The 23,965-nt window shown below is 42.6% G+C and carries 15 protein-coding genes; 10 read left to right on the forward strand and 5 right to left on the reverse strand.

The features are described 5' to 3' along the window. Nucleotides 1–57: 57 nt before the first annotated feature. Nucleotides 58–714: a hypothetical protein gene (locus K6G33_RS09845; protein ID WP_296778915.1), complete on the forward strand. Its 657-nt coding sequence runs from the start codon at nucleotides 58–60 to the stop codon at nucleotides 712–714. A gap of 200 nt (nucleotides 715–914) precedes the next feature. Next, entirely contained in the window at nucleotides 915–2,846 is a 1,932-nt protein-coding gene (locus K6G33_RS09850) for a diguanylate cyclase (RefSeq protein WP_296778916.1), read from the forward strand. Nucleotides 2,847–2,976: 130 nt separating this feature from the next. Here the strand turns inward: K6G33_RS09850 and K6G33_RS09855 are convergent, their stop codons facing one another. Further along, nucleotides 2,977–5,169: a dockerin type I repeat-containing protein gene (locus K6G33_RS09855; protein ID WP_296778919.1), complete on the reverse strand. Its 2,193-nt coding sequence runs from the start codon at nucleotides 5,167–5,169 to the stop codon at nucleotides 2,977–2,979. Nucleotides 5,170–5,181: 12 nt separating this feature from the next. After that, on the reverse strand, nucleotides 5,182–5,631 hold the full coding sequence (locus K6G33_RS09860) for a sigma-70 family RNA polymerase sigma factor (RefSeq protein ID WP_296778920.1): 450 nt from the start codon (nucleotides 5,629–5,631) through the stop codon (nucleotides 5,182–5,184). Nucleotides 5,632–5,947: 316 nt separating this feature from the next. Here K6G33_RS09860 and K6G33_RS09865 point away from each other — a divergent pair, with 316 nt between their 5' ends. The 4 genes from K6G33_RS09865 (at nucleotide 5,948) to K6G33_RS09880 (ending at nucleotide 12,949) form a co-directional block, all read left to right on the forward strand. Next, a complete protein-coding gene (locus K6G33_RS09865; protein ID WP_296778921.1) occupies nucleotides 5,948–6,619 on the forward strand; it encodes a CPBP family intramembrane glutamic endopeptidase in 672 nt (223 codons plus the stop codon). A gap of 331 nt (nucleotides 6,620–6,950) precedes the next feature. After that, nucleotides 6,951–9,446 carry a glycoside hydrolase family 9 protein gene (locus K6G33_RS09870; protein ID WP_296778922.1) on the forward strand — a complete coding sequence of 832 codons (2,496 nt, stop codon included), beginning with the start codon at nucleotides 6,951–6,953 and terminating at the stop codon, nucleotides 9,444–9,446. Nucleotides 9,447–9,965: 519 nt separating this feature from the next. Further along, a complete protein-coding gene (locus K6G33_RS09875) occupies nucleotides 9,966–11,576 on the forward strand; it encodes a dockerin type I repeat-containing protein (RefSeq protein ID WP_296778923.1) in 1,611 nt (536 codons plus the stop codon). Between the two features lie 344 nt (nucleotides 11,577–11,920). Next, complete coding sequence (locus tag K6G33_RS09880; protein WP_296778925.1) at nucleotides 11,921–12,949, forward strand: 3-deoxy-7-phosphoheptulonate synthase; 1,029 nt, start codon at nucleotides 11,921–11,923, stop codon at nucleotides 12,947–12,949. 43 nt (nucleotides 12,950–12,992) lie between these two features. Here K6G33_RS09880 and K6G33_RS09885 read toward each other — a convergent pair whose 3' ends face one another. Together K6G33_RS09885 and K6G33_RS09890 are read right to left on the reverse strand one after the other, a co-directional pair. Continuing rightward, nucleotides 12,993–13,985, reverse strand: coding sequence for a hypothetical protein (locus tag K6G33_RS09885; protein ID WP_296778927.1), 993 nt, complete (start codon nucleotides 13,983–13,985; stop codon nucleotides 12,993–12,995). Between the two features lie 182 nt (nucleotides 13,986–14,167). After that, nucleotides 14,168–18,007: a leucine-rich repeat protein gene (locus K6G33_RS09890; RefSeq protein ID WP_296778930.1), complete on the reverse strand. Its 3,840-nt coding sequence runs from the start codon at nucleotides 18,005–18,007 to the stop codon at nucleotides 14,168–14,170. A 331-nt stretch (nucleotides 18,008–18,338) separates the two neighbouring features. On the opposite strand from K6G33_RS09890, the gene K6G33_RS09895 reads away from it, so the two are divergent. The 4 genes from K6G33_RS09895 to K6G33_RS09910 all read left to right on the forward strand — a co-directional run bounded on the left by K6G33_RS09895 (nucleotide 18,339) and on the right by K6G33_RS09910 (nucleotide 22,377). Beyond that, nucleotides 18,339–18,911: a hypothetical protein gene (locus K6G33_RS09895; RefSeq protein WP_296778931.1), complete on the forward strand. Its 573-nt coding sequence runs from the start codon at nucleotides 18,339–18,341 to the stop codon at nucleotides 18,909–18,911. A gap of 3 nt (nucleotides 18,912–18,914) precedes the next feature. Then, nucleotides 18,915–20,933: an Mbeg1-like protein gene (locus K6G33_RS09900; protein WP_296778934.1), complete on the forward strand. Its 2,019-nt coding sequence runs from the start codon at nucleotides 18,915–18,917 to the stop codon at nucleotides 20,931–20,933. Nucleotides 20,934–21,082: 149 nt separating this feature from the next. Then, entirely contained in the window at nucleotides 21,083–21,649 is a 567-nt protein-coding gene (locus tag K6G33_RS09905) for a hypothetical protein (protein WP_296778935.1), read from the forward strand. A 17-nt stretch (nucleotides 21,650–21,666) separates the two neighbouring features. After that, the gene (locus K6G33_RS09910) at nucleotides 21,667–22,377 is read left to right on the forward strand and encodes a prolipoprotein diacylglyceryl transferase family protein (RefSeq protein WP_296778938.1); all 711 of its coding nucleotides are present in this window, start codon (nucleotides 21,667–21,669) and stop codon (nucleotides 22,375–22,377) included. 106 nt (nucleotides 22,378–22,483) lie between these two features. Here K6G33_RS09910 and K6G33_RS09915 read toward each other — a convergent pair whose 3' ends face one another. Continuing rightward, complete coding sequence (locus K6G33_RS09915; RefSeq protein ID WP_296778940.1) at nucleotides 22,484–23,902, reverse strand: GGDEF domain-containing protein; 1,419 nt, start codon at nucleotides 23,900–23,902, stop codon at nucleotides 22,484–22,486. Nucleotides 23,903–23,965 lie beyond the last annotated feature (63 nt).

Raw genomic sequence — 23,965 nt, forward strand, 5'->3', positions numbered from 1 at the left:
TAAATATGGCGATGCCGCACGTTAATGTGCGGTATCGCAGATAAAACTGGAGTAATTATGAAAAAAGTAGCACCGATCGGGTATTCAAAAACAAGTGTTGGAACAGGTTTTTCAATATTTATCATAATCATAGCAATAGTTATTATGACTTTGCTGGTCAAGGGCGGCGCATCTGCATCTGATGCAAAATACCTTGTCATAGGCGGAGTTGTACTGGCAGCTTTTTTCGGTTTATCTGATCTTACAACAAACTTGAAAAATCAGAAGAAAATATCTCATATGAATGATATGCTTGAGTGTCCTGCTGTCAAGGGAGAGATCAAGGAGATCAAACGCTTTGGCCATGTTCTGGGGAAAGAGATCGAAGTGCAGGATAATAAAAGATACAATCATTATGTTTATCGTATAATCGCAGCTTTTCATGATTCTGAGAGCGATAGTGAGAAAATGGTAACATCTGAGCCCTATGCCCGTGATCCGCGAGCTTTTATAAGCGGTAACAGCGTCAGTGTACATTATTCTCCTGACGGCGAATACTGGATAGAACCCGGTGAATGGTATGACGGTACGAATGATGACGGAAATACGAGCAAAAAGGTTCGCGCTCTCAGATTTTCCGAAAGGCATGGTGCTCTTGTTACGTTTATAACTATGGCGGTTTCAATACTTACACTGGTTATAGCATATTTTATCGTAACAAATATTTTTAGCTGATTACTCTCTGATAATCGCATAAAGATCAAAGCTGCTCCGTTTGGTACGGGGCAGCTTTTCTTTGTGGAGAAGGATTTTACAATTAGGATATTTTTGTAGTTTTACTAAAACTATTGACTAATTTGGAATAATATGGTATAATATGTATGGTTTTATAGATCCGCTTTTGAATTGTGGGGGAACAAAAGTGAGGTGAAAGAATGGCTGAAGCAAAATCAAAGCGATTTACAAATATGGTTTCACAGATGCGGCATGGAACTATTATTTTCGCTGTCGGCGTAGCTTTGAATCTTGTCGGTTATTACTTCACCCAAAGCTTTAGAGCACCGTTTGCGCTGAGTACGATCGGAACAGTGCTGTCTACTGCTTTGGGCGGTTATTTTCCTGGAGTACTTGCCGGATTTGTGACTAATTTAGTGAGAAGTGTGCATGATTATAATATTCTGTCATACGGTTTCCTGGATATGCTGGTCGCATTGATCTCCAACCTGCTTATAAAAAAAGGCTTCTTTGAAAAATTTTATAAGGCATTATTGACTATACCTGTACTTGTTTTCATAACGGGTGTGATTAGGTATGCAGTTTCGTTGATAATCGGAATGAAAGAAGACGGATTTGTTGTCACTGTCCTTTGGGAATTAGTTGATAAGAGCATTGTGGCGATCGTTGTATTCATTGCCTTGAAGGTATTGCCGCCTGAAGCATATATAAATGAAAAAACTGCTGAATATAATTATGTCAACAAGGGCAAGAGCAGAGTCTTGTCCATAAGAGGAAAGATACTTATTATGCTCAGCCTTGTTTGTGTGCTTATTGCAACTGCTATAACATCAATAAGCTATATGCAGTACCGCGACGAGGTTATCCAGGATCATATCAGGCTGGGACGCGGCGCTATTCAGCTTATAAGAGAAAAGCTCGACCCTGACAGGGTTGATGACTTTATCGAACATGGATATATGGCTGTAGGATATTACAGCGTTGAAAATTATTTGTATGACCTTCGTGATAATCTTCCTGATGCGGAGTATATATATATATACAAGATGAAGCACACAGGAATACTCGTAGTCTTTGATATTGATACAGACGAGGTAGAAGCCGATGAACCGGGTGATTTTATCGAGTATGAGCCTGTTATGAAAAAGTACAAGAACGATTTCCTTGCAGGCAGGGAGATCGAACCAACGATATCAAATGATAGGTACGGTTTCCTTTTGTCGGTATATGAGCCTATCTTCGACCGAAAAGGAAATGTTGCGTGTTATGCGTGTGTGGATTTTTCCATGGACGTTCTCAATCGCTACATTATAGAGTTTATTATACGCATCGTTACGATGTTTATAGGCTTTGTTTTGCTTATTTTCGCAATGTTTATCAAGCTTATGGATATGAATATAGTTTCGCCGATAAACGCAATGTCATACTGCGCAAATTCTTTTGCTTATAACAGCGAGAAAGACAGGCATAGGAATATAGAACGTATAAGAGATTTGAATATCCGCACAGGAGATGAAGTCGAAAACCTGTATAACGCTTTTCGCAAGACTGTCGAGGACAGTATGTATTTTGTGGAAAATCTTAGACGTGCCAAGAATCAGGTTATGACTATGGCGGAGCAGGTGACGCAGATAAGTGTTACGGCGTATACAGACTCTCTTACAGGTGTCAAGAATAAAGCTGCTTACCAGAAAATGCGTCAGCAGCTTGAGTATGAGATAGATGAAGGTACGGCAAAATTCGCTATCGTTATGGTCGATCTTAACCGTTTAAAATACGTAAACGATACTTACGGTCATGAGAAGGGTGACTTTTATATCAAGGGCTCGTGTAAAATGATATGTGACCTGTTCAAACATTCTCCTGTTTACAGGTTCGGCGGAGATGAATTTGTAGTCGTTCTTACAGGGGATTCGTATGATGTGCGCGGTGAACTTCTCGAAATGGCAAGGAATGCTTTTCTGAAATCAGGTACTCGTGAGGGAAGCGATCCGTGGAAGCGCTTTTCGGCTGCTGTGGGAATGAGTGAATACACAGGAGCTCAAAACGAAAGAGTTGATGATGTATTTAAACGTGCAGATGAAAATATGTATGCATATAAGGTGAAGATGAAATCTAATCGCACCGAATAGCATGATACGAAAAATAATTCGGGCAGATATGCCTGTTACAAAAGGAAGCACCCCTCGGTCAGCCTTGATTGCAAGGTCATGACGAGGGGTGTTTCCCTTCTATATATTTAAATGTTTTCTATTGGCTTTGTTATAATGACTCAATGATCTTTTTCTCGATCATGAATGCGTCAATGATCGTGATGCCGTCGCCTGTATAGCATATATCAGCGTTATATAATCCTTCCTTTGTCAGCGTATACCTGTCAGGGTAGGCAATGTATTGAATGATAGTTATTACATCACTCATATCAACTATGCCGTCGCAGTTTGCATCGCCGCTTCTCGGTTTAAATATAGCGATCTTGCTCACGAACTGCTTGATCGCTCTGATGCCTGTACTTGCGTTCTCGTCTCCGTCATCGGCGATAGCATCGGCTGCCGCTAATTCTTCAGGAAGTACATAGTGAGCGTAGTCGTATACATCAACTTCGGGGTGAGCCTTGTAGTATCTTGCGATCTCGTTGACAACTTCGTCCTCCTGTATGCCGAGTTCCTTTACTACGTAAAGCTCCACACATACAGTATCTGCAAGGTCGCCGCTCATGCGGTTGTTGTTGAAGTCGCAGTTCTGATAGAAATTCTTCTTTATATCCTGATCTATAGCATCAGGACTGAGAACAGACTCTGCGTAGCTGAGATTCAGCATAAGGTCTGCGTATATGTAATCCTCGAAGTCTATCCTGCCGTTCATGTCGATATCGGGTTCGGGGAGAAGACCGTTCTTTACATTGCGGTAATACTCAGTGAATTGTTCGCTGATATCGTCCTTTGTGAAGTTGTAACGCGGATCGTACACATCGGGGCTGTAGTAGTGCATATATTCTTTAACGTACCTGACGATATCGTCTGCGCCGATACCGTTTCGCATATCGGAGTAGAACATTTTGTCTGCATAACAGTATTCAAAAGCGTTGTGCTCAAAGAAATATGTGCAGTAGTAGTCGAGGTACAGACCGTTAGATGAGAAGTAAAGGCTTGCTTTCTCATCGTTTGCATTCAGCTTTTCCCATTCCTTTGCGGTAAAGCTGCTTGTATCAGATGAGCCTGATTTTTGGAGCTCATAGAACGTTATCAGGTCATAGAGGTCTTCTATGGTATATTTTCCGTCGCCGTTGGTATCGGTTATCAGCGTTCCGTCGTCTATGAGGTCAAAGAAGAGGGAATAGCTTCTGTAGGCTCTCATGCTTCTGTCGGAAAGTATGGATATGAAATCGGCAGCATAGCTGTCGCTTTCTGATACGTTCGTATCGCTGTTATCCGTATATTTATCGGGACAGCTGCAATAATAGCAGCACGGAGAGAAATATTCGGGTTCGAGTGTATAATAGGTGAAGAAATAGTCTGTTGCGAGGAAAAGATCGTCGTGATCGCCGCCAAGAACTCCGTCGAGGTCAAGATCACCGTATTTTTCGTAATTCTTCATTATGCTGTCAGGTATCTGAGCAGCTGCGTCTTTTTCGCTTGTATATGTCATAAAGGAACGGTAATATGCATAAACGTCAAAAATGTCGTATTTCCCGTCACTGTTAAGGTCGAGGATACGCTCATTCCTGTGCAGCCATTCCATTTTTTCGGTATTGCTTGAAGGTTCACCGCTGAAATATTCATTATGCTTCTGTTCAAGAAATCCGCTGAGATCGGTTACTGCGCTGCCCGGGATAGACGATGTGTGCGAAGCTGTTACAAGGGAAGCGGCAAATGCCGATATCTTCTTCATTGAAAAGCTTCTTTCGTCGTGGGGCTTCGTGGAAGCGGGCGGTGAAGTTGTTATGCTGCTGATGTCAGGTGCAGATACCCCGTTATTGGCTGAGGTACTGACATCAGCAGTAACAATAGAGGTCGTGACGTTTTTCACAGTATTATTGTACTGTGAAGGTGAAGCTGTATCCGTGTGGTCTTGCGCTGTTTCAGCTGCGGAGAGTGTGATACCTACAGAAGTCACTTCAGATAATGACGTGGTAACATTAGCATTGTGGGCAGCTACGCTATTTGTTGTTACAGCAGGCTGAGGTGTTCTGTTGTCCGATACAGATGTTTTGACAGCCGACGTATTATCAACTGTATCGTTAACATTAGCTCCAGTCTGTATCTTCAATGCTCCGAATATACCAACCCCGGCTACTATAGCGGCAGCCGCTGCGGATATTCTGTATATAACAGGCACAGTTCTTTTGCGCTTTTCTGTATAGGACTCTCCGACCTGTCTGAAAAAATCTTCTTTATGCTGTGATCCGGGGAAATTGAATGAATCCCTGATAGCATTTTCTATTTTTTTATTCAAGCCGTTCGCCTCCTATCCAATAAAACTTTTCTTGAGTTCGTCAAGTATTCTTTTTATCCTGCGACCCATTTTAAACCTTGAAATACCGTATATTTCCGCAAGTACTCCGACAGGGACATCGTTTATGTAACGAAGTACAACGAGCTCTCTGTCGTCTTGTGAAAGCGCTTTTATTGCGTTTCCGAGCGCCACATTCGTAAGGATACAATCCTCATAATCGTTATCGTCAGGGATATTTTCGGTCAGTTCGTCCGATGTTTTTTTACGGAAATGATCCGCACACAGATTGCCGGCTATAGTATACAGATATCTTAATTTCTTGTTCATGTCTTTGTAGTTCGAGCTTTCCAAAAAACGAAGGAAGGTCTCCTGCGTCAGATCTTCAGCCGCTGAACGGTCATGAACTTTAAAAAAACAATATCGGAAAATCTTTTCGTACTGATCTTTCAGATCTTCTGACACGATACGACCTCCTTTCAATATGATTAACGTTTCAGAAAAGGTGTTTGAGCAAACAAAATGTAAATAAATTGTGAATTTTCTGCATTTTGTTACATTATAACATATTTTTTTTCAAATAGCAACAGATATTAAATAAATTGCTGCTGTTTTTTGGCGGGAGCTGCTAAAAAATAATATGTAATGTGCTGTGAAATAAAAGTTGAAAAGAATGATCTGCATTGACACAGTGCATATACAGTGATATAATAAAAAAGGCTTTGTTACGGCATTTGTACAAAGTTAATTTGAGATATGGCATATTTCTGAGGTGAACAAAATGGAAAACAATGTAAAAAAATCATCATTAACAAAAGCTATAGTAATTCATTTCATAATTTTTTATGCAGTATGGGCTGTGTATGAACTGCTATTGATCCCGATACTGGACGATGCAATAACGAACGATGTGATCGGTAAATTGCTGAAGGACGGCGTTATCAAAAACCTTGTGTGGACAGTTCCTGCTGCGATACTGATAAAGCATTATTCATCGGAAATGCATATCAGCCTGAAGAATATGTTTACGGAAAAGGTGAACTGGCTGAAGTATCTGCTTGTGTTTATAGCTTTTACCGCGTATATGCTTTTTTTGATACTAAGAAAAGGAAAGTTTGAAATAAGCAGTGAATTTGGGATAGGCACATTAATAACAGTGCTTTTTGTGGGGCTGACAGAAGAAATGGTTTTCCGCGGCTGGCTTCTCAATGCGACTGTCAAGGATGAAAAAGACTGGAAACCGATAGCGCTGAATATGGTCATGTTTCTTTCGATACATTTTCCAATATGGATAAGGGAGGGACTGTTTATTCCGTATTTTGCATCGCTGAACTTTATTTTCCTTATGATACTTAGTCTTATTTTTGCGCTTGCGTTTTTAAAAAGCAAGAGTATAGTAGTTCCTATAGCACTTCATATGTACTGGGACCTGCTGGCATTTATGATAGAATGAACAGATATGTGAATGATCCCGAAGGATGTTATGAAATAGCGTTCTTCGGGATCATTTTGTGTTAAGTTTTGCAGGTATTGTGATATGATATTTTGTGCTGCTCATTTTTGCACAAAATGATATACAATAAAGACAAAATGTTATTGAAATTAAGTACGAGTTCTGCTAAAATATAACTGTAAAATATAAACCAACCAGTCAAGCGGCTATGTTATGCGGAATGTAAGTGTCTGCGAACACGGTGGTAAAAACACCGTATCTGCACTGTACGCAGTTACCTATATAGCACATAATGTTACTTGACAAAAACAAAAAATGAGAGGGAAATAATATGAACAAAAAAACACTAAAGCGTTACGCTGCTGTTTTAGCAGCGTGTACAGTCATGGCAGCAGCTGTACCTGCTTCAAGCGCACCTGTTTTTGCTGCCAAGAATCTCATAAGCAATTCAACATTTGAGAGCGGCACAAAGGACTGGGACACTTACAAAGAAAGCGGCGGTGTTTGTTCACTCAGCACAAAGGACGGACAGCTTGCACTTAAAGTATCCAATGTGGGCAAGGTGAATTATGCAGTTCAGGTATACTATGACATAGTTCCGCTCTACAAGAACGGTGTTTATCGCCTGAAATACGATATTTCAAGCTCTGTTGACCGCTACATTGAGGGTATGATCCAGCAGAACGGCGGTACTTACCAGGCTTATACATGGAAGGGCCTTGAACTCACATCAACTCCGCAGACTGTAGATTACAAGTTTACAATGAAGCAGGATACCGATATCATGGCTAAGCTCGTTTTCAACTGCGGTATCCAGGAGAAGCATGAGGGAGAGCTTCCCGAGCATACTATATTCATTGACAACGTTTCACTGGAGCTTATCGACGACAGCGAAGTAGACTACAACGCTGACCGTCCGTATGCGCCTTCTATAAATATAAATCAGGTAGGCTACAGACCTGACAGCCAAAAGATCGCAGTATTTCGTGATGTTAAAGACCAGACCGAGTTCAAGGTCGTAAATGCTGAAACAAAGGAACCGGTCTACACAGGAAAACTGACAAATAAAAATGATAACAAAAGCGCTGATGAAATAAACTGGACAGGAGATTTTTCATCAGTAAAAACAGCAGGAAAGTATTACATCTCCTGTGAGGGACTTGATGATTCATATACATTCGAGATCGGAAACAAGGTATATTCAAATCTTCTTGATGACAGCGTTAGAATGCTCTATTTACAGCGCTGCGGCGTTAAGGTAGAGGACAAGGAGTTCGGTCATGAGGCTTGCCATACCTCGCTTGCAACGATTTATGGTACAGATAAAAAGATCGACGTTAGCGGCGGTTGGCACGATGCAGGCGACTACGGAAGATATGTTGTGCCTGCTGCTAAGGCTGTTGCAGACCTTCTCTACGCTTACGATGCTGCACCTGAGCTCTACAGCGACAGTATCGGTATCCCGGAGAGTGGAAACGGTACTCCCGATGTTCTCGACGAGGCTCGTTTCGAGCTGGAGTGGATGCTGAAAATGCAGGCTGAGGACGGCGGAGTTTATCATAAGGTATCCTGCGCGACTTTCCCTGCATATGTTATGCCTACAAAGGAAACAGGCGAGCTTATCGTAACTCCTGTCAGCTCTACTGCTACAGCTGATTTCTGCGCTTCAATGGCTCTTGCTTCCGAGTTCTACAAGAAGTACGATGCTGATTTCGCAAAGAAGTGTCTGGACGCAGCTGAAAAGTCATGGGCATGGCTCGAAAAGAATCCAAGCTTTATATTCACCAATCCCAAGGACATCGTTACAGGTGACTACGGCGACAGGAGCGACAAGGACGAGCGCTATTGGGCTGCTGTTCAGATGTACCGCGCAACAGGCGAGAATAAGTACATCTCCGATGTGAGCAAAATCTGCACGGGCCTTGACTGGTCAACGGTAGGAGATTACGGCAATATCGCTCTTCTCACTATGAAAGATGCAGATAAGACATCTGAGCTTTATAAAAAGGCTAAGGAAGCTGTTCTCGATCAGGCTGACAGCATGGTAAAGAACGTTAATGCTTCAAGCTACGGTTCGTCTATCACGACCTACAACTGGGGCAGCAACATGACTGTAGCTAACAGCGGCATTATCCTCGGTCTTGCAGACCAGCTTACAGGTGAGCACAAGTATATGAACGCTGCTAATGCTCAGCTTGATTACCTCCTCGGTACAAACCCTGTTGCGACCTGCTTCGTTTCGGGCTACGGTACAGTTTCACCTGAACATCCTCACCACCGTCCTTCAATGGCAGTAGGCCATGCTATGAAGGGTATGCTCGCAGGCGGCGTTAACGAGAACCTCGAAGACAGCGCTGCAAAGGCATACTGCAAGGAGTCTCCGGCTGCAAAGTGCTATATCGACAATTCCGAGAGCTACTCTACAAATGAGATCACTATCTACTGGAACTCTCCGCTCACATACCTTCTCTCTCTTACAGAGAAGACAGTTGCTTCTGAGCCGCTGGTAACAACTACCACATCGACTACAACTGTAACTACAACTACAACTACTGTTACGACATCAACAGTTTCAAATATACCGAAGGATGTGGTATACGGTGACGCAAACAACGATAAACAGGTCGATATGGCTGATGTTGTTCTCATTATGCAGTCCCTTGCAAATCCTGACAAGTATGGTATAAACGGAACAGACGAGCATCATATCACAAAGCAGGGTCTCGACAATGCTGATGTCAACAAGACAGGCGACGGCGTTACCAATGCAGATGCGCTTTCGATACAGCAGTATCTTCTCGGGTTACTCAAAAAGCTTCCTGAATAATTCCCTATTCTTTGAAAGGCGACTTTAAACAGTCGCCTTTTTTATTATGAATGGGAGTAACAACGATGAATATTACTCTGCGTATATTCGTGGTGAGGGCAATATAGTAATTTAATTTTATTTATAGTAACGTGGAGACATACTGTGACATATATGGCATATATAAAAATATAATAATGCGGATTACGATATTTCAATAAAAAATCCGTTTTTACAGCCTGTTATCGTTTTTTTACTCAAAATGATAGATGACATATCAAAATGCTTAAATCATAGTTCAAATTGTACATATTCAACAATTATTTCAGTTTCTTTTTGGACTTGACAAATTTTGGAACCCGTGCTATAATAAACCCAGAGTTAAGGATGAAACAAATTAACAGTTCCGAACTTCAGTCTCTCCAACGATCACGTTAAATTACATATTCGCACACGGACCCTGATACATCAGGGTAATTATATGACGTTAAAATGACCAATGGTCATTTGACAAATGTTTAACTGAAAGGGAGTATATTTATGACAAAGTCCAATAAGATCATCGCATTCGTAAGCAGCCTCGCTGTTATGGCATCTGTATCCGTTTTACCGGCAAGTGCAGCCGCTGCACAGAAAACTTACAAACTCGGCGATGTAGATCTTAATGGTACTATCGACCTCAAAGATCTGACAGAGATGAAAAAAGGCGTGTTCTGGTTATCCAATCTTTCGGATGCTCAGAAAAAAGCCGCTGATATCAATCAGGACGGACACGTTAATTTGAGCGACCTTGCACTTCTTAAAGCACATCTCGGCGGTCTTTACAAGATATCAGGCGAAGTAAAGGTAAATTACGACGAAAACGGTAATGCTGCTGAGTATATCAACGATAACGAGCAGCTCAGCGTTTCTTCAGACGCATATCTTGCTGAGATAAGCAATGCTGCAAACGGATCTGCATTATCACTTTCAAATCATTACCTCTCATATACTTCTGCAAACGGTGATTCTTCAGCAGTTATCAATCCGTGGTACTCAGAGCTCAAGTATAATAACGCTGATTCTTCACTTGCATTCAGCTCAAATGAGTACAACACCTCAGCTAAGACTGTATACGCTGAATCAGGAAAGTCAGTTGGCATCTCACTTTCAAAGTGGGGCACTATTAATGCTGTTCATGACAGCATGGCAGAGGTTACTTCTCCATTCATGAAGAAGACTTACGATTTCTTTAACTGGACAAATAAGAGCTCCGAAGTCTTCACACAGACAGGCTATGGCATGGACGAGACAGTGAACCTTGTGAACGCAGAGGTCACAAAGCGTGACGGCGGTATCGAGTTCGTCAACCACGTTTCAACTGATACTGTTTATTCATTCATGGCTGACGATTATGTAACTATCGACGATGTTAAGATATCATACAGCGACGGAGAGTTCACAATTGAGGGTATAGCTGATGAAGATATCGACTTTATCCATACAATGACTGTGGGACAGTACGATGAGATCGCTGTAGTTACAAATACTCCAGGCAACCGCCTTGTATACGGTCTTATGTACGATAAGGATTCCGCAAGCATGGCTGCTCTCGTAAAGGTTAAGCTCGACCAGGACGCAGAGGCTACTGTTATCCAGTACAGCAAGCCTAACGATATGGCTACAACTATCAACTTCTATCCAAAGGAAGGCGTGGTTGACAGAGCTATGGCAAATCGTGACGAGATTGTTACTCTGTTCGATACACAGTATGATCCTAACGGTCTTGTGTTCCAGACAGTTCATTTCCCAAGAAAGACTAAGAATATGTTGGCTGGTACTCTCAATGCAAGATACCAGATCACAAACGGTATAACATATAAGCAGACAGCTGGAAACGCTTCTATCAAGCTTTCATATGCATCTACAGCTTCTACTCTCACTTTCAACAGCGCAGACGATACTTTCTCACTGGTAAATAATGAGGGCAAGGCAACTGTAGGCATCACATCAGCTGCTGACAGCGTTAAGTATAACCTCGGAACTGAGTCCCTCAGCGTTGCAGGTAAGACATACTCACCAAACAGCGCTGTAACATATACCTTCGGAGACAGCTCCGAAACATTCACTCCTGCAGGTGTACTTGCACAGCACGTTCCATTTATGTATTGATCGCCACTCCTTCGTTCCCACTCGTAAAAGTGGTGCTTATATAGAAGTTTATAATGATCTGTCGGGGGAAACCTTTCTGAGGAAAGGTTCTCCCGACCCTTTTTTTAAAAAGGGGTTTCCTCAATATCTCACGTAAAATCTTCTGTATAAGTACCAACTTAAAATGAGAGGGGCTTTCTTTTTTATATATTGATATTGTAGTATTTATTATTGATTTCTAATCTGAACTGTGATATAATATAAGCTGTTACCGAGAGAATAAACAAGCGGCATTTGTTTCTTCGCAGTTGTTCAGTTGGTTGCCGTTCGGTAAATATAGTTTACCATGAAAGGAAGAAAAGTTCATGAATATGAATTTTAAATGTAAATTGCCTATCCCTAAGGAGGTAAAAGAACAGTATCCCGTTTCTGAGGAGCTGCAAAAGATAATAAGCGCAAGAAATAAGGAGATCGCTGATGTCATCAGCGGAAGTTCCGACAAGCTCCTGCTCATTATCGGTCCATGCTCCGCTGACCGCGAGGACAGTGTGCTTGATTATATCCACCGCCTCAGAGAAGTTCAGGAGAAGGTAAGCGATAAAATTCTCATCGTACCGCGTATATATACAAATAAGCCGAGAAGCACCGGAAAAGGCTATAAAGGTATGCTCCACCAGCCTGATCCCGATAAAGCTCCTGATATGTTCAAGGGCATAGTTGCTATCCGTGAGCTCCACCTTCGTGCGATACAGGAAACAGGCTTTACCTGCGCAGATGAAATGCTCTATCCTGAGAATCACCGTTACATCAATGACCTTCTCGGATATGTTGCAGTAGGTGCACGTTCAGTTGAAAATCAGCAGCACAGACTTACTGCCAGCGGACTTAATGTTCCTGTAGGCCTTAAAAATCCTGTCAGCGGAAGTATGCCTGTACTTATGAATTCCATTGAAGCAGCTCAGTCAGGTCATACCTTCCTCTACCGCGGCTGGGAGGTAAGTACATCGGGAAATCCTCTTGCACACGCTATCCTCAGAGGCTACGAAAATAACCACGGTCAGAGTATGCCGAACTATCACTATGAGGATATCCAGCTTCTTTTTGATATGTATGAGCAGAAGGGATTCAGCAATCCTGCTGTTATTATCGACTCCAATCACTGCAACTCGGGCAAGCGTCCGCTGGAGCAGCCAAGAATAATCAAGGAAGTCCTCAGCGGCTGCCGTTACAACGAGCATATCCGCAGGATCGTAAAGGGCTTCATGGTTGAGAGCTACATTGAGGACGGTTCTCAGAAGGTCGATGAGCATATCTACGGCAAGTCTATCACCGATCCGTGCATAGGCTGGATAAAGACCGAGAAAATGATATACGAAATAGCTGATATGCTCTGATAACGAGATATCCCCGATACTTTTAAAGTATCGGGGATATTTTTTATCTTATTTTATCTATCAGTTCGTTTGTGAGCTCGTATCTTTCGTAATCCTCTTCACAGCCGAGAACAACTGATATATAAGTCTTGCCGTTGATCTTGAATGCTGCTATTAGACTGCTTCCCGCAGAGAGAGTAGTGCCTGTTTTCAGTCCGATAGCTTCCTTACAGTAGTATTCGCTGTCAGGATCGAGCAGACAGTTTGAGTTTGTCCAGCTCTGTATACCTCCGGCTGTCATATTGACTTTTTTTGTAAGTGTTTTGGTGCTTTCTGTTATTTCGGGAACTGTGAGAACGTACTCGGCAAGCTTCAGCAGATCGGCTGCTGATGTGTACTGGTCGTCATCGTCCCAGCCGTCGGGAGTTACAAATGAGCTGTTTTCCATGCCCAGATCCTTGGCAAAAACGTTCATCAGTCCGCAGAAGAAATCAACAGCTTCGGAGTCACTCATACCTGCATCAGGGAGCATTTCTCTTGCCACAGATACAGCAATAGTATATGCAGCATCATTTCCAGAAGCCATGAGCATACCTGTTATCATATCCTTCAGCGTCATGCTGTCGCCTAATGAGAAGCCGCAAAGACTTGAATACGGCTGAACAAGCGACTGTTCAGAACCAACTGTCAGAACTTTATCGCCTGATAAGTGCTTTAGCGCTACAGAAGCCGTCAGCAGCTTCGTTATACTTGCAGGAGCAGCTTTTCCGTAGATATTGTCGTTGTACAGCAGCTGTTTATCGTCAACACAGTACAGTGCAGCTGACTTGCATTGAGGCGATTCTATTTGAGCAATAGTGGTTATTGCGATCGTAGTTGTAGCAGTATCGGTTGTGGTGATCTCTGTAGTTTCAGATACAGTGGTCTCCTGAGCAGGAGGCTGCTTTTGTTCGGATTCGGGATCGGGAGCGGTGATAATGAGCACCGCAATAAATATCAATAAAGCAACGATAGCACATATCGAAGCTATTAATTTAGGGCGTGGAATATCTTGCATTATCATCAGTATCCTTGTAATAGAATAAGTGCTGTATATGAAAAATGTAACCTGTAGTGTTACAGCACAGGTAATAGTATAACATATAAATGTAAAAAAAGCAATGGGAGGTGATAAATTAATCTTATTATATAATTGTACAAAAACGCGGTCCGAATTAATCGGACCGCGTTAAGGAGAAATTATTTCTCTTTCTGAGCGTAATATTCCTTGATAGGAAGAACCTCGCCTGTGCAGGTTGAAGCATAAGCGTAGTATTTTAAAGCTTTTGAAGCGTCAACAGAGTTTATAAAACCGTCTTCGTTGATATCAGCAGCCTTTTTCTGGCTTTCTGTGAAGTCTGAATTTTTATTTGTGGAGATCATAGCGTAATGCTTGAGGATAAGCGATGCATCAACAGAGTTTATAAGACCGTCATTGTTTACATCTCCGAGAGCGTTTTCTGTGGGTTGAGTAACTGTTGAAGTAGTAACGGCTGTAGTTGTAGTCTGGGTAGAAGTTGTCGCGGACTTTGTTGCAGTTGATGTTGTGCTTGTTGATGTGGAAGTTGATACAGGCTTTGTTGTAGTTGATGTGGAAGTTGAAACACGCTTTGTTGTGGTAGATGTTGTGCTTGTTGATGTGGAAGTTGAAACAGGCTTTGTTGTAGTTGATGTTGCCTTAGTTGATGTAGAAGTTGAAACACGCTTTGTTGTGGTAGATGTTGTGCTTGTTGATGTGGAAGTTGAAACAGGCTTTGTTGTAGTTGATGTTGCCTTAGTTGATGTGGAAGTTGAAACAGGCTTTGTTGTAGTTGATGTTGTCTTAGTTGATGTGGAAGTTGAAACAGGCTTTGTTGTGGTAGATGTTGCCTTAGTTGTTGTAGAAGTTGATGCAGGCTTTGTTGTGGTTGTAGTAGTTTTTGCGGTTGTCGATGTAGTAACAGTAGTTACTTTACTCGGATCGGCAAACTTGACCTTATCTTCGATAATGCCGTTGTTTGCGCCGATCTTTACATTTTTCCATTCTTCCTCAGTGCCCTGATACAATACATTTATGAGTGCATCACAGCCTCTGAAAGCATTTCTTCCGATAGTTTCGACCTCTTTTGGGATAGAGATGGTTTCAACACCTTCCAGTGAATAGAATGCATTGCTTGGAATGCTCTTTCCGCCTGAAATGCTGATCTTTTTCAGAGAAGTCGGGATATCTCTTCTCTCACCGAAATAGCCGACTGCTGTATAAGTTGCGTCTTCTATAGGATCAAAGAAATAATCAATTACCTGAGCAGATGCGTTCTCTTCATTTACCGCATCGAGTGAGAAGCCTGCAAATGGGAGAGTGAGCTCTTCCAGTGATGAACAGCCGCTAAGTATATATTTGCCGATATTTTTGCTGCCGCCGTTTATAACAGCCTTTTTAATTGAAGAACAGCCTGAGAAAGCTCTTGTTCCGATATTGAGCACAGAGCTCGGAACAGTTATCTCGGTTATTGATGTGCAGTCTGCAAATGCTTCATTGCCGATAGATGTAACTCCCTCAGGGATAGAAGCGGTTGTTATCTTATCACAGCCCTTAAATGCATTTGAGCCGATAAATGTAACTTTTGAAGGTATACTGATGCTTGTGAGCGACTTGCAGTTCATGAAAGCACGGTTTCCGATAGATGTTACAGTTTCAGGCAGCTTTATTGTCTCGACACCTGTGAGCTCGTAGAAGGCATTATCAGGTATCTTTTCGCCGCCTGTAATGGTGATGCTCTTGAGCGAGATCGGGATATTTCTTATGTCATCGTAATAGCTGTTGGAAACATAGGTCTTTTCCTCAACCTCATCAAGGAAGAGATTGCCAAGGTATGCGCTTTCAACGTTGCCTGCAACGTCCTTTGCATTGAAGCCTGCAAATGGAAGAGTAAGAGCTTCGAGAGAAGTACACTTATTGAAGATGTAGTTGCCGATGCTGACCTTATCTCCGTTGATAACAGCTTTTTTGAGAGCTGTACAGCCTGAGAAAGCATAATTGCCGATAGTTTCAATAGTAGCAGGGATATTCAGATCTGTTATCGAGCTGCAATTCTCGAAAGCATATGCGCCTATGTATGTTGTTGAAGCGTTGATCTTTAGTTCGGGAGTATTTGTGCAGTTCTGGAAAGCATTCGAGCCTATATATGTACACTTGCTCGGCATCTTGAAGCTTGTGAGCGATGTACAGTTTGTGAAGGCACGGTTGTCGATCGCTGTGATATCATCAGGGATATTGATAGTTTCAATGCCTGAGAGATTATAGAAAGCGTTTACGGAAATTCGCTTGCCGCCTGTGATATTTATAGTTTTGAGCGAGATCGGGATACCGTGAGTTTCGCCGCGGTAGCCTGTTACGGTATAAGTTTTTTCTTCCACCTCGTCATAGAAAAGATCGCCTACATATGAAGCAGTCTTTTCGTCGTTCACGTCAGCTTCTTTTGTGCCTGCGAACGGAAGTGTCAGTTCTTCAAGGGCAGTACATTTGTTGAATGCGTAATTGCCTATACCGTCGCTGCCGCCGTTGATGACTGCCTTTGTAAGGGAAGTGCAGCCGGAGAATGCGTAATTGCCGATAGTAAGCACACTTTCAGGGATAGTTAACTCCTTGATAGCTGTACAGCCGTTGAAGGCATATGCCCCGATATGTTCTATCTCGGAAGATAATACCGTATTTGTGAGAGCTGTGCAGTTTTCAAAAGCGTGTTCGCCGAGAGTTTTGATATTTGGTGACAGCTGGCAGCTGGTGAGAGATGCGCAGTTGTTGAAAGCATAGATTCCGATGTTCTGGACAGGATCGGCAAGTACGATCTTCTTTACGCCTGTGAGATTGTAAAATGCAGATGCCGGTATCTTGCTTCCGCCGAGGATAGTGATGCTTGTCAGTGATCTCGGTACGTATCTTATATCGCCGTAGTAGCTGTTTACACGATACATGAGCGGATCTTCCTTAACTTCGCCGTCCACTATGACTTCATTGGAGGATCTGTTGAAGAAGTTTGCAATGAAATTGAACGAATTGTTCTTTTCTTCTTCAACACTTTCGAGACTGAGACCTGCAAACGGAAGTGAGAGCTCCTCCAATGCAGTACAGTCCTGGAACATTCCCTCGGATATGCCGAGGCTTCCGCCCTTTATGACTGCTTTTTTCAGGGCAGTACAATTTGCGAATACAGTGTCCTTTATCTGAGTAATTGTTTCGGGAACGGTTATCTCGGTAAGACCTTTACAATCAGCAAAGACGCTGTTTTCGAGAGTTTTTACCGTGCTTGGTATAGATATGCTCTTGAATGCCTTACAGCCGCTGAAAGCGTATGCGCCAACGGAATGTACGCTCTCGGGGATAACGATGTTTCCTGCCTTTGGAGCTTCTTTGCCGCTTAAAATGATGCTTTCAAGGGAAGAACAGTTTTCAAAGGTGTGGTTCTTGATGCTTGCAACTGTATCAGGTATGGTAACAGTTTTCAGGTTTGAACAACCATAGAAAATGTACGAACCGATGTCTGTGATGCTCTGGTCGGGAGCTGCGGGATCGTTTGCAATAACAACGTTCTTTACGAACTGTGGCTTCTTGAACGGACACTTGGTGTAGTTGTTCATATTGCCTTGACCTGTGATATACATATATCCGTCCATATAGAGAGTATATGTAACAGTGTTGCCTATTTTGCCGACTTCCAGTATATCTTGTTCGTCGTAGCCGTTGTTGGTGTTTGTCGAAGTTGTGGTCGTTGAAATAGCAGCTGTAGTAGTTGTACTTTTTGTGGATTTAGGAGCAGAAGATGTAGTAGTAAGGCTGGTACTGGATATCGGTGCAGTGGTAGTCGTTGTTGTACTCACAGTCGGACTCGGGACAGATGTGGTGGTTGTGTCAGCAGCATATTTGTAAGCCACAGATGTGTTGTATTCAGTAAGAGCAGCATCTGCGGATTGCTGATATGATGCAGCAGGGCAGCTGCCTGAAAAAACAGCCGTAGCACACATGGCTGTGCTGAGAGCGGCAGCCGTTATCTTTTTCAGCATTGGGTTATATCCTCCTTGATATTAAAAAATACTATTATATTATATATCAGAGTATATCGCTTGTCAATTCATTTTTTGTCCAAAAAGCAATATTTTTTTCCGTTTTTATGAACTGTAAAGTTTTTATTGTAGCAAGAGCTACAATAATGATTGACATTTCATTAAACAATAGTGTATAATTGTATTATAAATTATTACGTGAAAGGAGGAGACTGAAACGAAAAATGCGCTGAAAGCAGTAACAGTTTTATTAACAGCTGCAATGCTTGTGACGGGCTGTCAGGGCGCTTCAAGCCAAAGAAGAAACCTGAGTCAGGAGCTTATCTCAACAATGGAAGAAAAATACGGGGATAAGTTCACGATCCTCGAAAATGCAGGCGGCGGCAGCGGTATGTCAGAACACTGTGCCCTGTTCGTCGGGTCGGATAAATTGCCCGATGACAAGATATACGCGGTACACGGTGTCTTTGACGGAAAGAGCGGGAACAGGGATAACTATATGGCGTATTATTTGCGTAAGGAGGAGGCTGACTACCTTACAAAGCTGGCAAGCGGTGTCTATGGCGACTGCAAGGCATTCTGCAAGCCTGATGAGAAGTCTCTCCTGCCGGAAAGTATAAACAAGTCTTCATCGGCGGAAGATGTGCTAAGGAGCACGAAAATGTACGTCAATGTGGTTTTGCCGCCGCAGAGTACAGCAGACAAGGATCAGAAGCTTGATAAAATGTTCTATAAACTGAAAACCGAGAAGATAAACTGTTACTTTTATATTGCATATTTTGATGATGCAGGATATTACAAGGAATTGAAATCGTTTGAAGGCGTGGACAAGTCTCATATAAAAGCTTGCTGCACCCTTGGCATGGACGATGGATTCAATATAGTTGAACGACAGTGGGGGTAAAAAATGGCTGATTTTTTTGAAAAATACGGAATAACCGATGAAGCGAGGGCTTCAATAATACTCAATACATTTATGTATATAGACAAATGTCCCGAAACTGAGGGCAGAAACACTCTCGGAAGCATCGTAAAGCAGATGAGCTACAACGGACTTGAGGACTTCCAGAAGTCTGCACTCTGGATAATGAAGAAAACTCTCGAAAAGAATACCGAGCTGGCTGATCTGGAGCTTATAAGCTTTTCGGAAAATATGGGCGGTCAGTTCAAGGGCGCTTATGCGGCTGCATTCAAAAACAGCGACAGCTCTGTGATATATGTAGTGTTCCGCGGAACAGGCAGCGGACGCTGGTATGACAACGGTGAGGGACTTGCAAGCGTTTCCAGCGACTATCAGAAGGTTGCAGTCTGGTATTTCAACGATGTTATAAAGCGGCTCAATGAAAAAATACCCGAAAAGCTGATAGTTACAGGCCATTCAAAGGGCGGAAATCTTGCGCAGTATGTTACGTTCAAATCAAAATACAGATCGCTGGTGACCCGATGCATCTCCTTTGACGGACAGGGCTTCTCGCCTGAATTCTACAGTGAGCTCAACTGTACTGAGGACGAAAAGAATACTATCTGTGACAAAATGTATTCCATATGCGGCGATAACGATTACGTAAACGTGCTTGGCATGAAAATTATCCCGAATATGCATACGATCTACATTAAGACTAAAACGGAGTGGAAGGATATGTACGGCGCTCATTCCATAGTGCCTAAGCTTTTCACCGATGTTCAGGAGCACTATTGCGATTTCCTTTACGATTTCAGCGCAGACTGTTTCAATACACAGACCCTCGATCAGCGTGATATGGCAAGATGCTCGAAGGAGCTAAGCGCGAAGATCATGGAGCTCAGTCAGAACAACCGTGAGGATATCTGCGAAACGGCTATGACCCTTGCCGAGAAGTTCCTCGGCGGTACAGGCTCTCCGCAGGGCATAAACGGCGAAATGGCAACTCTTGAGGAGGGCGTGGGCTTCCTGTCGAATATACTTGAAGTCGTTGGTCCTGTCACAACTTATGCGGGCAAGACTACTCTTGAGGATATGATCTTAAAGAATTTCATACTTGCAAACGATAAGAACGCTGATACCGAAAAGGTAATGTCATCAACTTCAAGCAAGATAAAGTATATCATCTCCGATTCCGATATCACGAAAATGTTCTGTCTGGTGTCGTCGCTGGCTATAGACAGCTGTGCGAGCACGTTCAGTTCAGCTATCTCGGGCATCGGCAAATTGATGACAAGCCGCGGCAGAGCTGAAATATTCTCATTTATCGGGGCTCAGCTCAAAGTATCCGAGAGAGTTGCAGGACTGATTGATAATGCAAGGGATAAGGTGGATTCTGCTTTCAATAATTATTTCGCAGGAAACAGCTCACGCGAAGATCAGTCCTCTAAAAACGAGACTGTTGAGGGAAACTGGGATAATTTCTGCGGATATAAAAAGTCTGACGGCAAAAATGTCATAAACGGAACTGAGGGTGTGGACTATATAATCGGCGAGGCAGGCAATGATATAATATACGGTCTGAGCAGCGGCGATAATATACACGGCGGCGATGGCGACGATGAAATTTACGGTGGAGCAGGCGATGATAAATTGTTCGGCAACAGCGGAAATGATGTATTGTTCGGTGAATCGGGCAATGATACACTGAGCGGCGGCAAAGGCAATGATGTATTGCGCGGCGGTCCGGAAAATGATACCTACGTTTTTATGAAAGACTGCGGCAATGACGTGGTATATGACAACGAGGGCGATAATGTTCTGGAATTCAGGAATATAGCGCCTGAACAGCTTGATGCGGTTATGGCGGATCACGATGATCTTCTCATAAAAGTCAAGGGCACATCAGATTCTGTCACTATAAAGAATTATCCGCTGTGTAAAAACAGGTTTACCCTGCTTATAAGCGGAATAAAATACAGAATTGCAGAAAACTGCGGCAATTACAGTTTCGTAAAGATATGATGTTCGTAAAGCCCGAATTATGGTTCGGGCTTTATTACTGAAATAGTGACAATTGTCACTGTTAAAGTTATATATGTCATCTTGATTAAATGGGAATATTGATGTAAAATATGACCATAGGCACGAGATGTTGCTAAGGAGGTCATTGTATGGTAGTTGATTTTTATCAGATAAAGAACTGTCAGTATGAATATTTTATGGGAAGGCACGTTATCTTTGCTCCCGAGGGAACAAGTGAGGACTTGTTGTATACATACAGATTCTTCAGGGCTGATGACGGAAGAGCCTGCCATTTTCTTACTCCTGACGAGTATTACTACGTTATGGATAATATGAACACGGGCAGGGCTGTTTTCGGTTCGGCAGAGCCTATTATGCGGAGATCAGACGAAGAACAGATGCTCATGCCCGGAATGCAAGGCGGGAATATCCCTCAGAAGGAGACCGATAATACTCTGTGCTTCATTTCGCTTGCACTGCTTATCGCTTCATTCTGTGTCACCGGATTTGCTTCTCAGTTTTCCGTGCCGTGCTTTATAGCTTCATATGTATTGGCTATCGTGGCACGTTCCAAAAATCCAAAGAGCACATTTGCACTTGTGCTTATTATAGTCCATTCTGTACTGGTAGCACTGGCTGTTCTGACAATAATCTCCCTTATGATAGCCTGCGGCGAGATGACGCGGTCATGCAATGACTGCCATATCCCTGGGTAACAGACTAAGGAGGAACAATGCTGTCATTACATATTGATACCGAATACAGCGTTATATCGCCGTATTCGGTGATGATTCTGCTGTCGTTCGCGTCAGGACTGGTATTACAGTACTTTCTTAATATAAAACGCGGAGTAATTAAACGCTATGCATTGTATCTGATAACGCTCGGACCATTGATGAGCATTGAAGGTGCATTGCTGCTGACTTATATCACCTCAAAGAGCATCGGGCTTTCTTCGTTAGGCGGTCTTACGGGAATGTATGCTGCAGCTCTGGTCATAGGAGCACTTAGCAGAGACAAATACGGAGCAAGAGCTATGCTTGAAAACTGCACCCTTATACTGCCGCTTATGTACAGTGTTGCAAAGGTAGGCTGTCTGCTTGGCGGCTGCTGCTATGGAAGGGCTTATCACGGACCGCTTTGCGTTGAGTATACAGGGCACGGCATGGAAGGTATGTGCGTATTTCCCGTGCAGCTTGCCGAAACAGTCGTTTTTTTCATGATATTTATAGTTGGAATGATAATGGCGAAAAAACGCAGCAAAAACACATTATTTACCGTTTTTATGTTATCTGCCGCAGCCAAATTTATACTTGATGTGTTGCGTGATTCACATAAGGAATGCATAATATCGGTAAATCAGGCTCTGTGTCTGGCAATGATGGTTTTGGTGGCAGCAGCCGCTGCGGTAAAAAACTTCAATAAAAAGAAACAGCCCATGTAAGCTCAGTGCTTATACAGAAGTTATTGGGGAAAACCCTTTTGAAAAAGGTTTTCCCCGACAGATCATTATAAACTTCTATATTAGCTCCGTACTTACGGGCTGTTTTTTATCTCATTTTTCTTTCGGGGTATTTAGCGTAGTAGCGTTCTTTATCCTCGTACATTTTTTCGTCTGCACATCGCATAGCCTGACGTATATCTCCGCCGTCGTCATCATAGTGCATTCCGATGGCGAAGCTTATATTATTCGGGTCTTCAGAATCTTTTCGTATCCTTTCAATGCGCTCTTCCAGATCATTTTTTTCCATGTTGAGAGCTATTATCATAAATTCGTCGCCGCCTGCACGGTAAATATCACATTCGCTGAAACGTTCCGTCAGCAGTTTTGCGGCAGCTTTCAGCATATTATCACCCGCTATGTGGCCTTCAACATCGTTTTTCTGCTTCAGACCGTTAAGATCGGCAAAAATTATGCCGAAATGATCGGGAAGCCTTTCTTTGCCTGATGTAAAGCGGTAGATCTGGTTGTTCATGGCATTACGGTTGTAGATGCCTGTGAGAAGATCGACCGTACTCAGCGTTTCAAGGCGTTTCAGAAGCTGATAATTTGCGATCTCAGATGCTACAAAGAACGTAGTCAGTTCAAGAGTTTCCTTGATGTGTACGGTGTTTCCCGTATCAAAGTTTATCGCCCAGATATAGCCGAATATATCGTTATTGTACTTCAATGGGAAAAGAACCAGACTTTCAACGTTGGCGTAGGCGAGAGAGGAATACCATTTGGGATTGCGTTCCTTAACGTATTCCATGTCATTCTGCCCCTGTATTATAAGGCAGGTGCTTCCGTCGATAGTGTTTTCCCATGAGTTGGCGATCTCAAAGAATTCCTTGTCAACGTATTTTTTCATTGAGAGCTCGTCAGCGCCTTCGAGTATTGATTCGGCAATTACCGAGCAGTTCTGCGCTTTATAGTCCAAAAGGAGTATACAGCACATATTTGCTTTGCATAGCTCGCGGATATCGGTTATTACCTCGTTGATAGAATCCTGAAAATTAGTTGCGCCGCGGAGCTTTATGCAGGTCTGGAGTACTTTGGACGACGTTTCGGCAGATATAGAATCTGTCATAAGAGCAACATCAGCTTCTGTGCTCAGTTCCTGCGAATAAGTGCAGTATGCAAGGTTTGGATCGTCAGATTCGATCGGCAGCATAACTATATCAAACCAGAAATCATATCTTTCGGGGTGGACATATGTATGCATAGGCTTTTTACCAATCGCGCATTTATAACAAAAAGCTTCAAAATTCATATCCTTTGGGATATATCGTTCATATGGGGAATTGGGTACGATTTTATTGCCAAGCATTGAAGGAACAGACGCATCATTAAAATTCTCGAAAGAATCCATATAGGCTTTATTTCCCGTAACTATACGGATAGTTCCATAACCGCCGTCGTCTTTCTTTTCGACGGAAAGGATACAGGTCATGGTTTCAAATTTATCAACAAATTCCTGATAATTCATAGTATCTCCTTTCAAATAAAAAGAGAATTTTGCCTGAGTTTTATATGTTATATTATATCATAT

It is taken from the genome of Ruminococcus sp., assembly GCF_024691275.1.
Lineage (GTDB): Bacteria > Bacillota > Clostridia > Oscillospirales > Ruminococcaceae > Ruminococcus.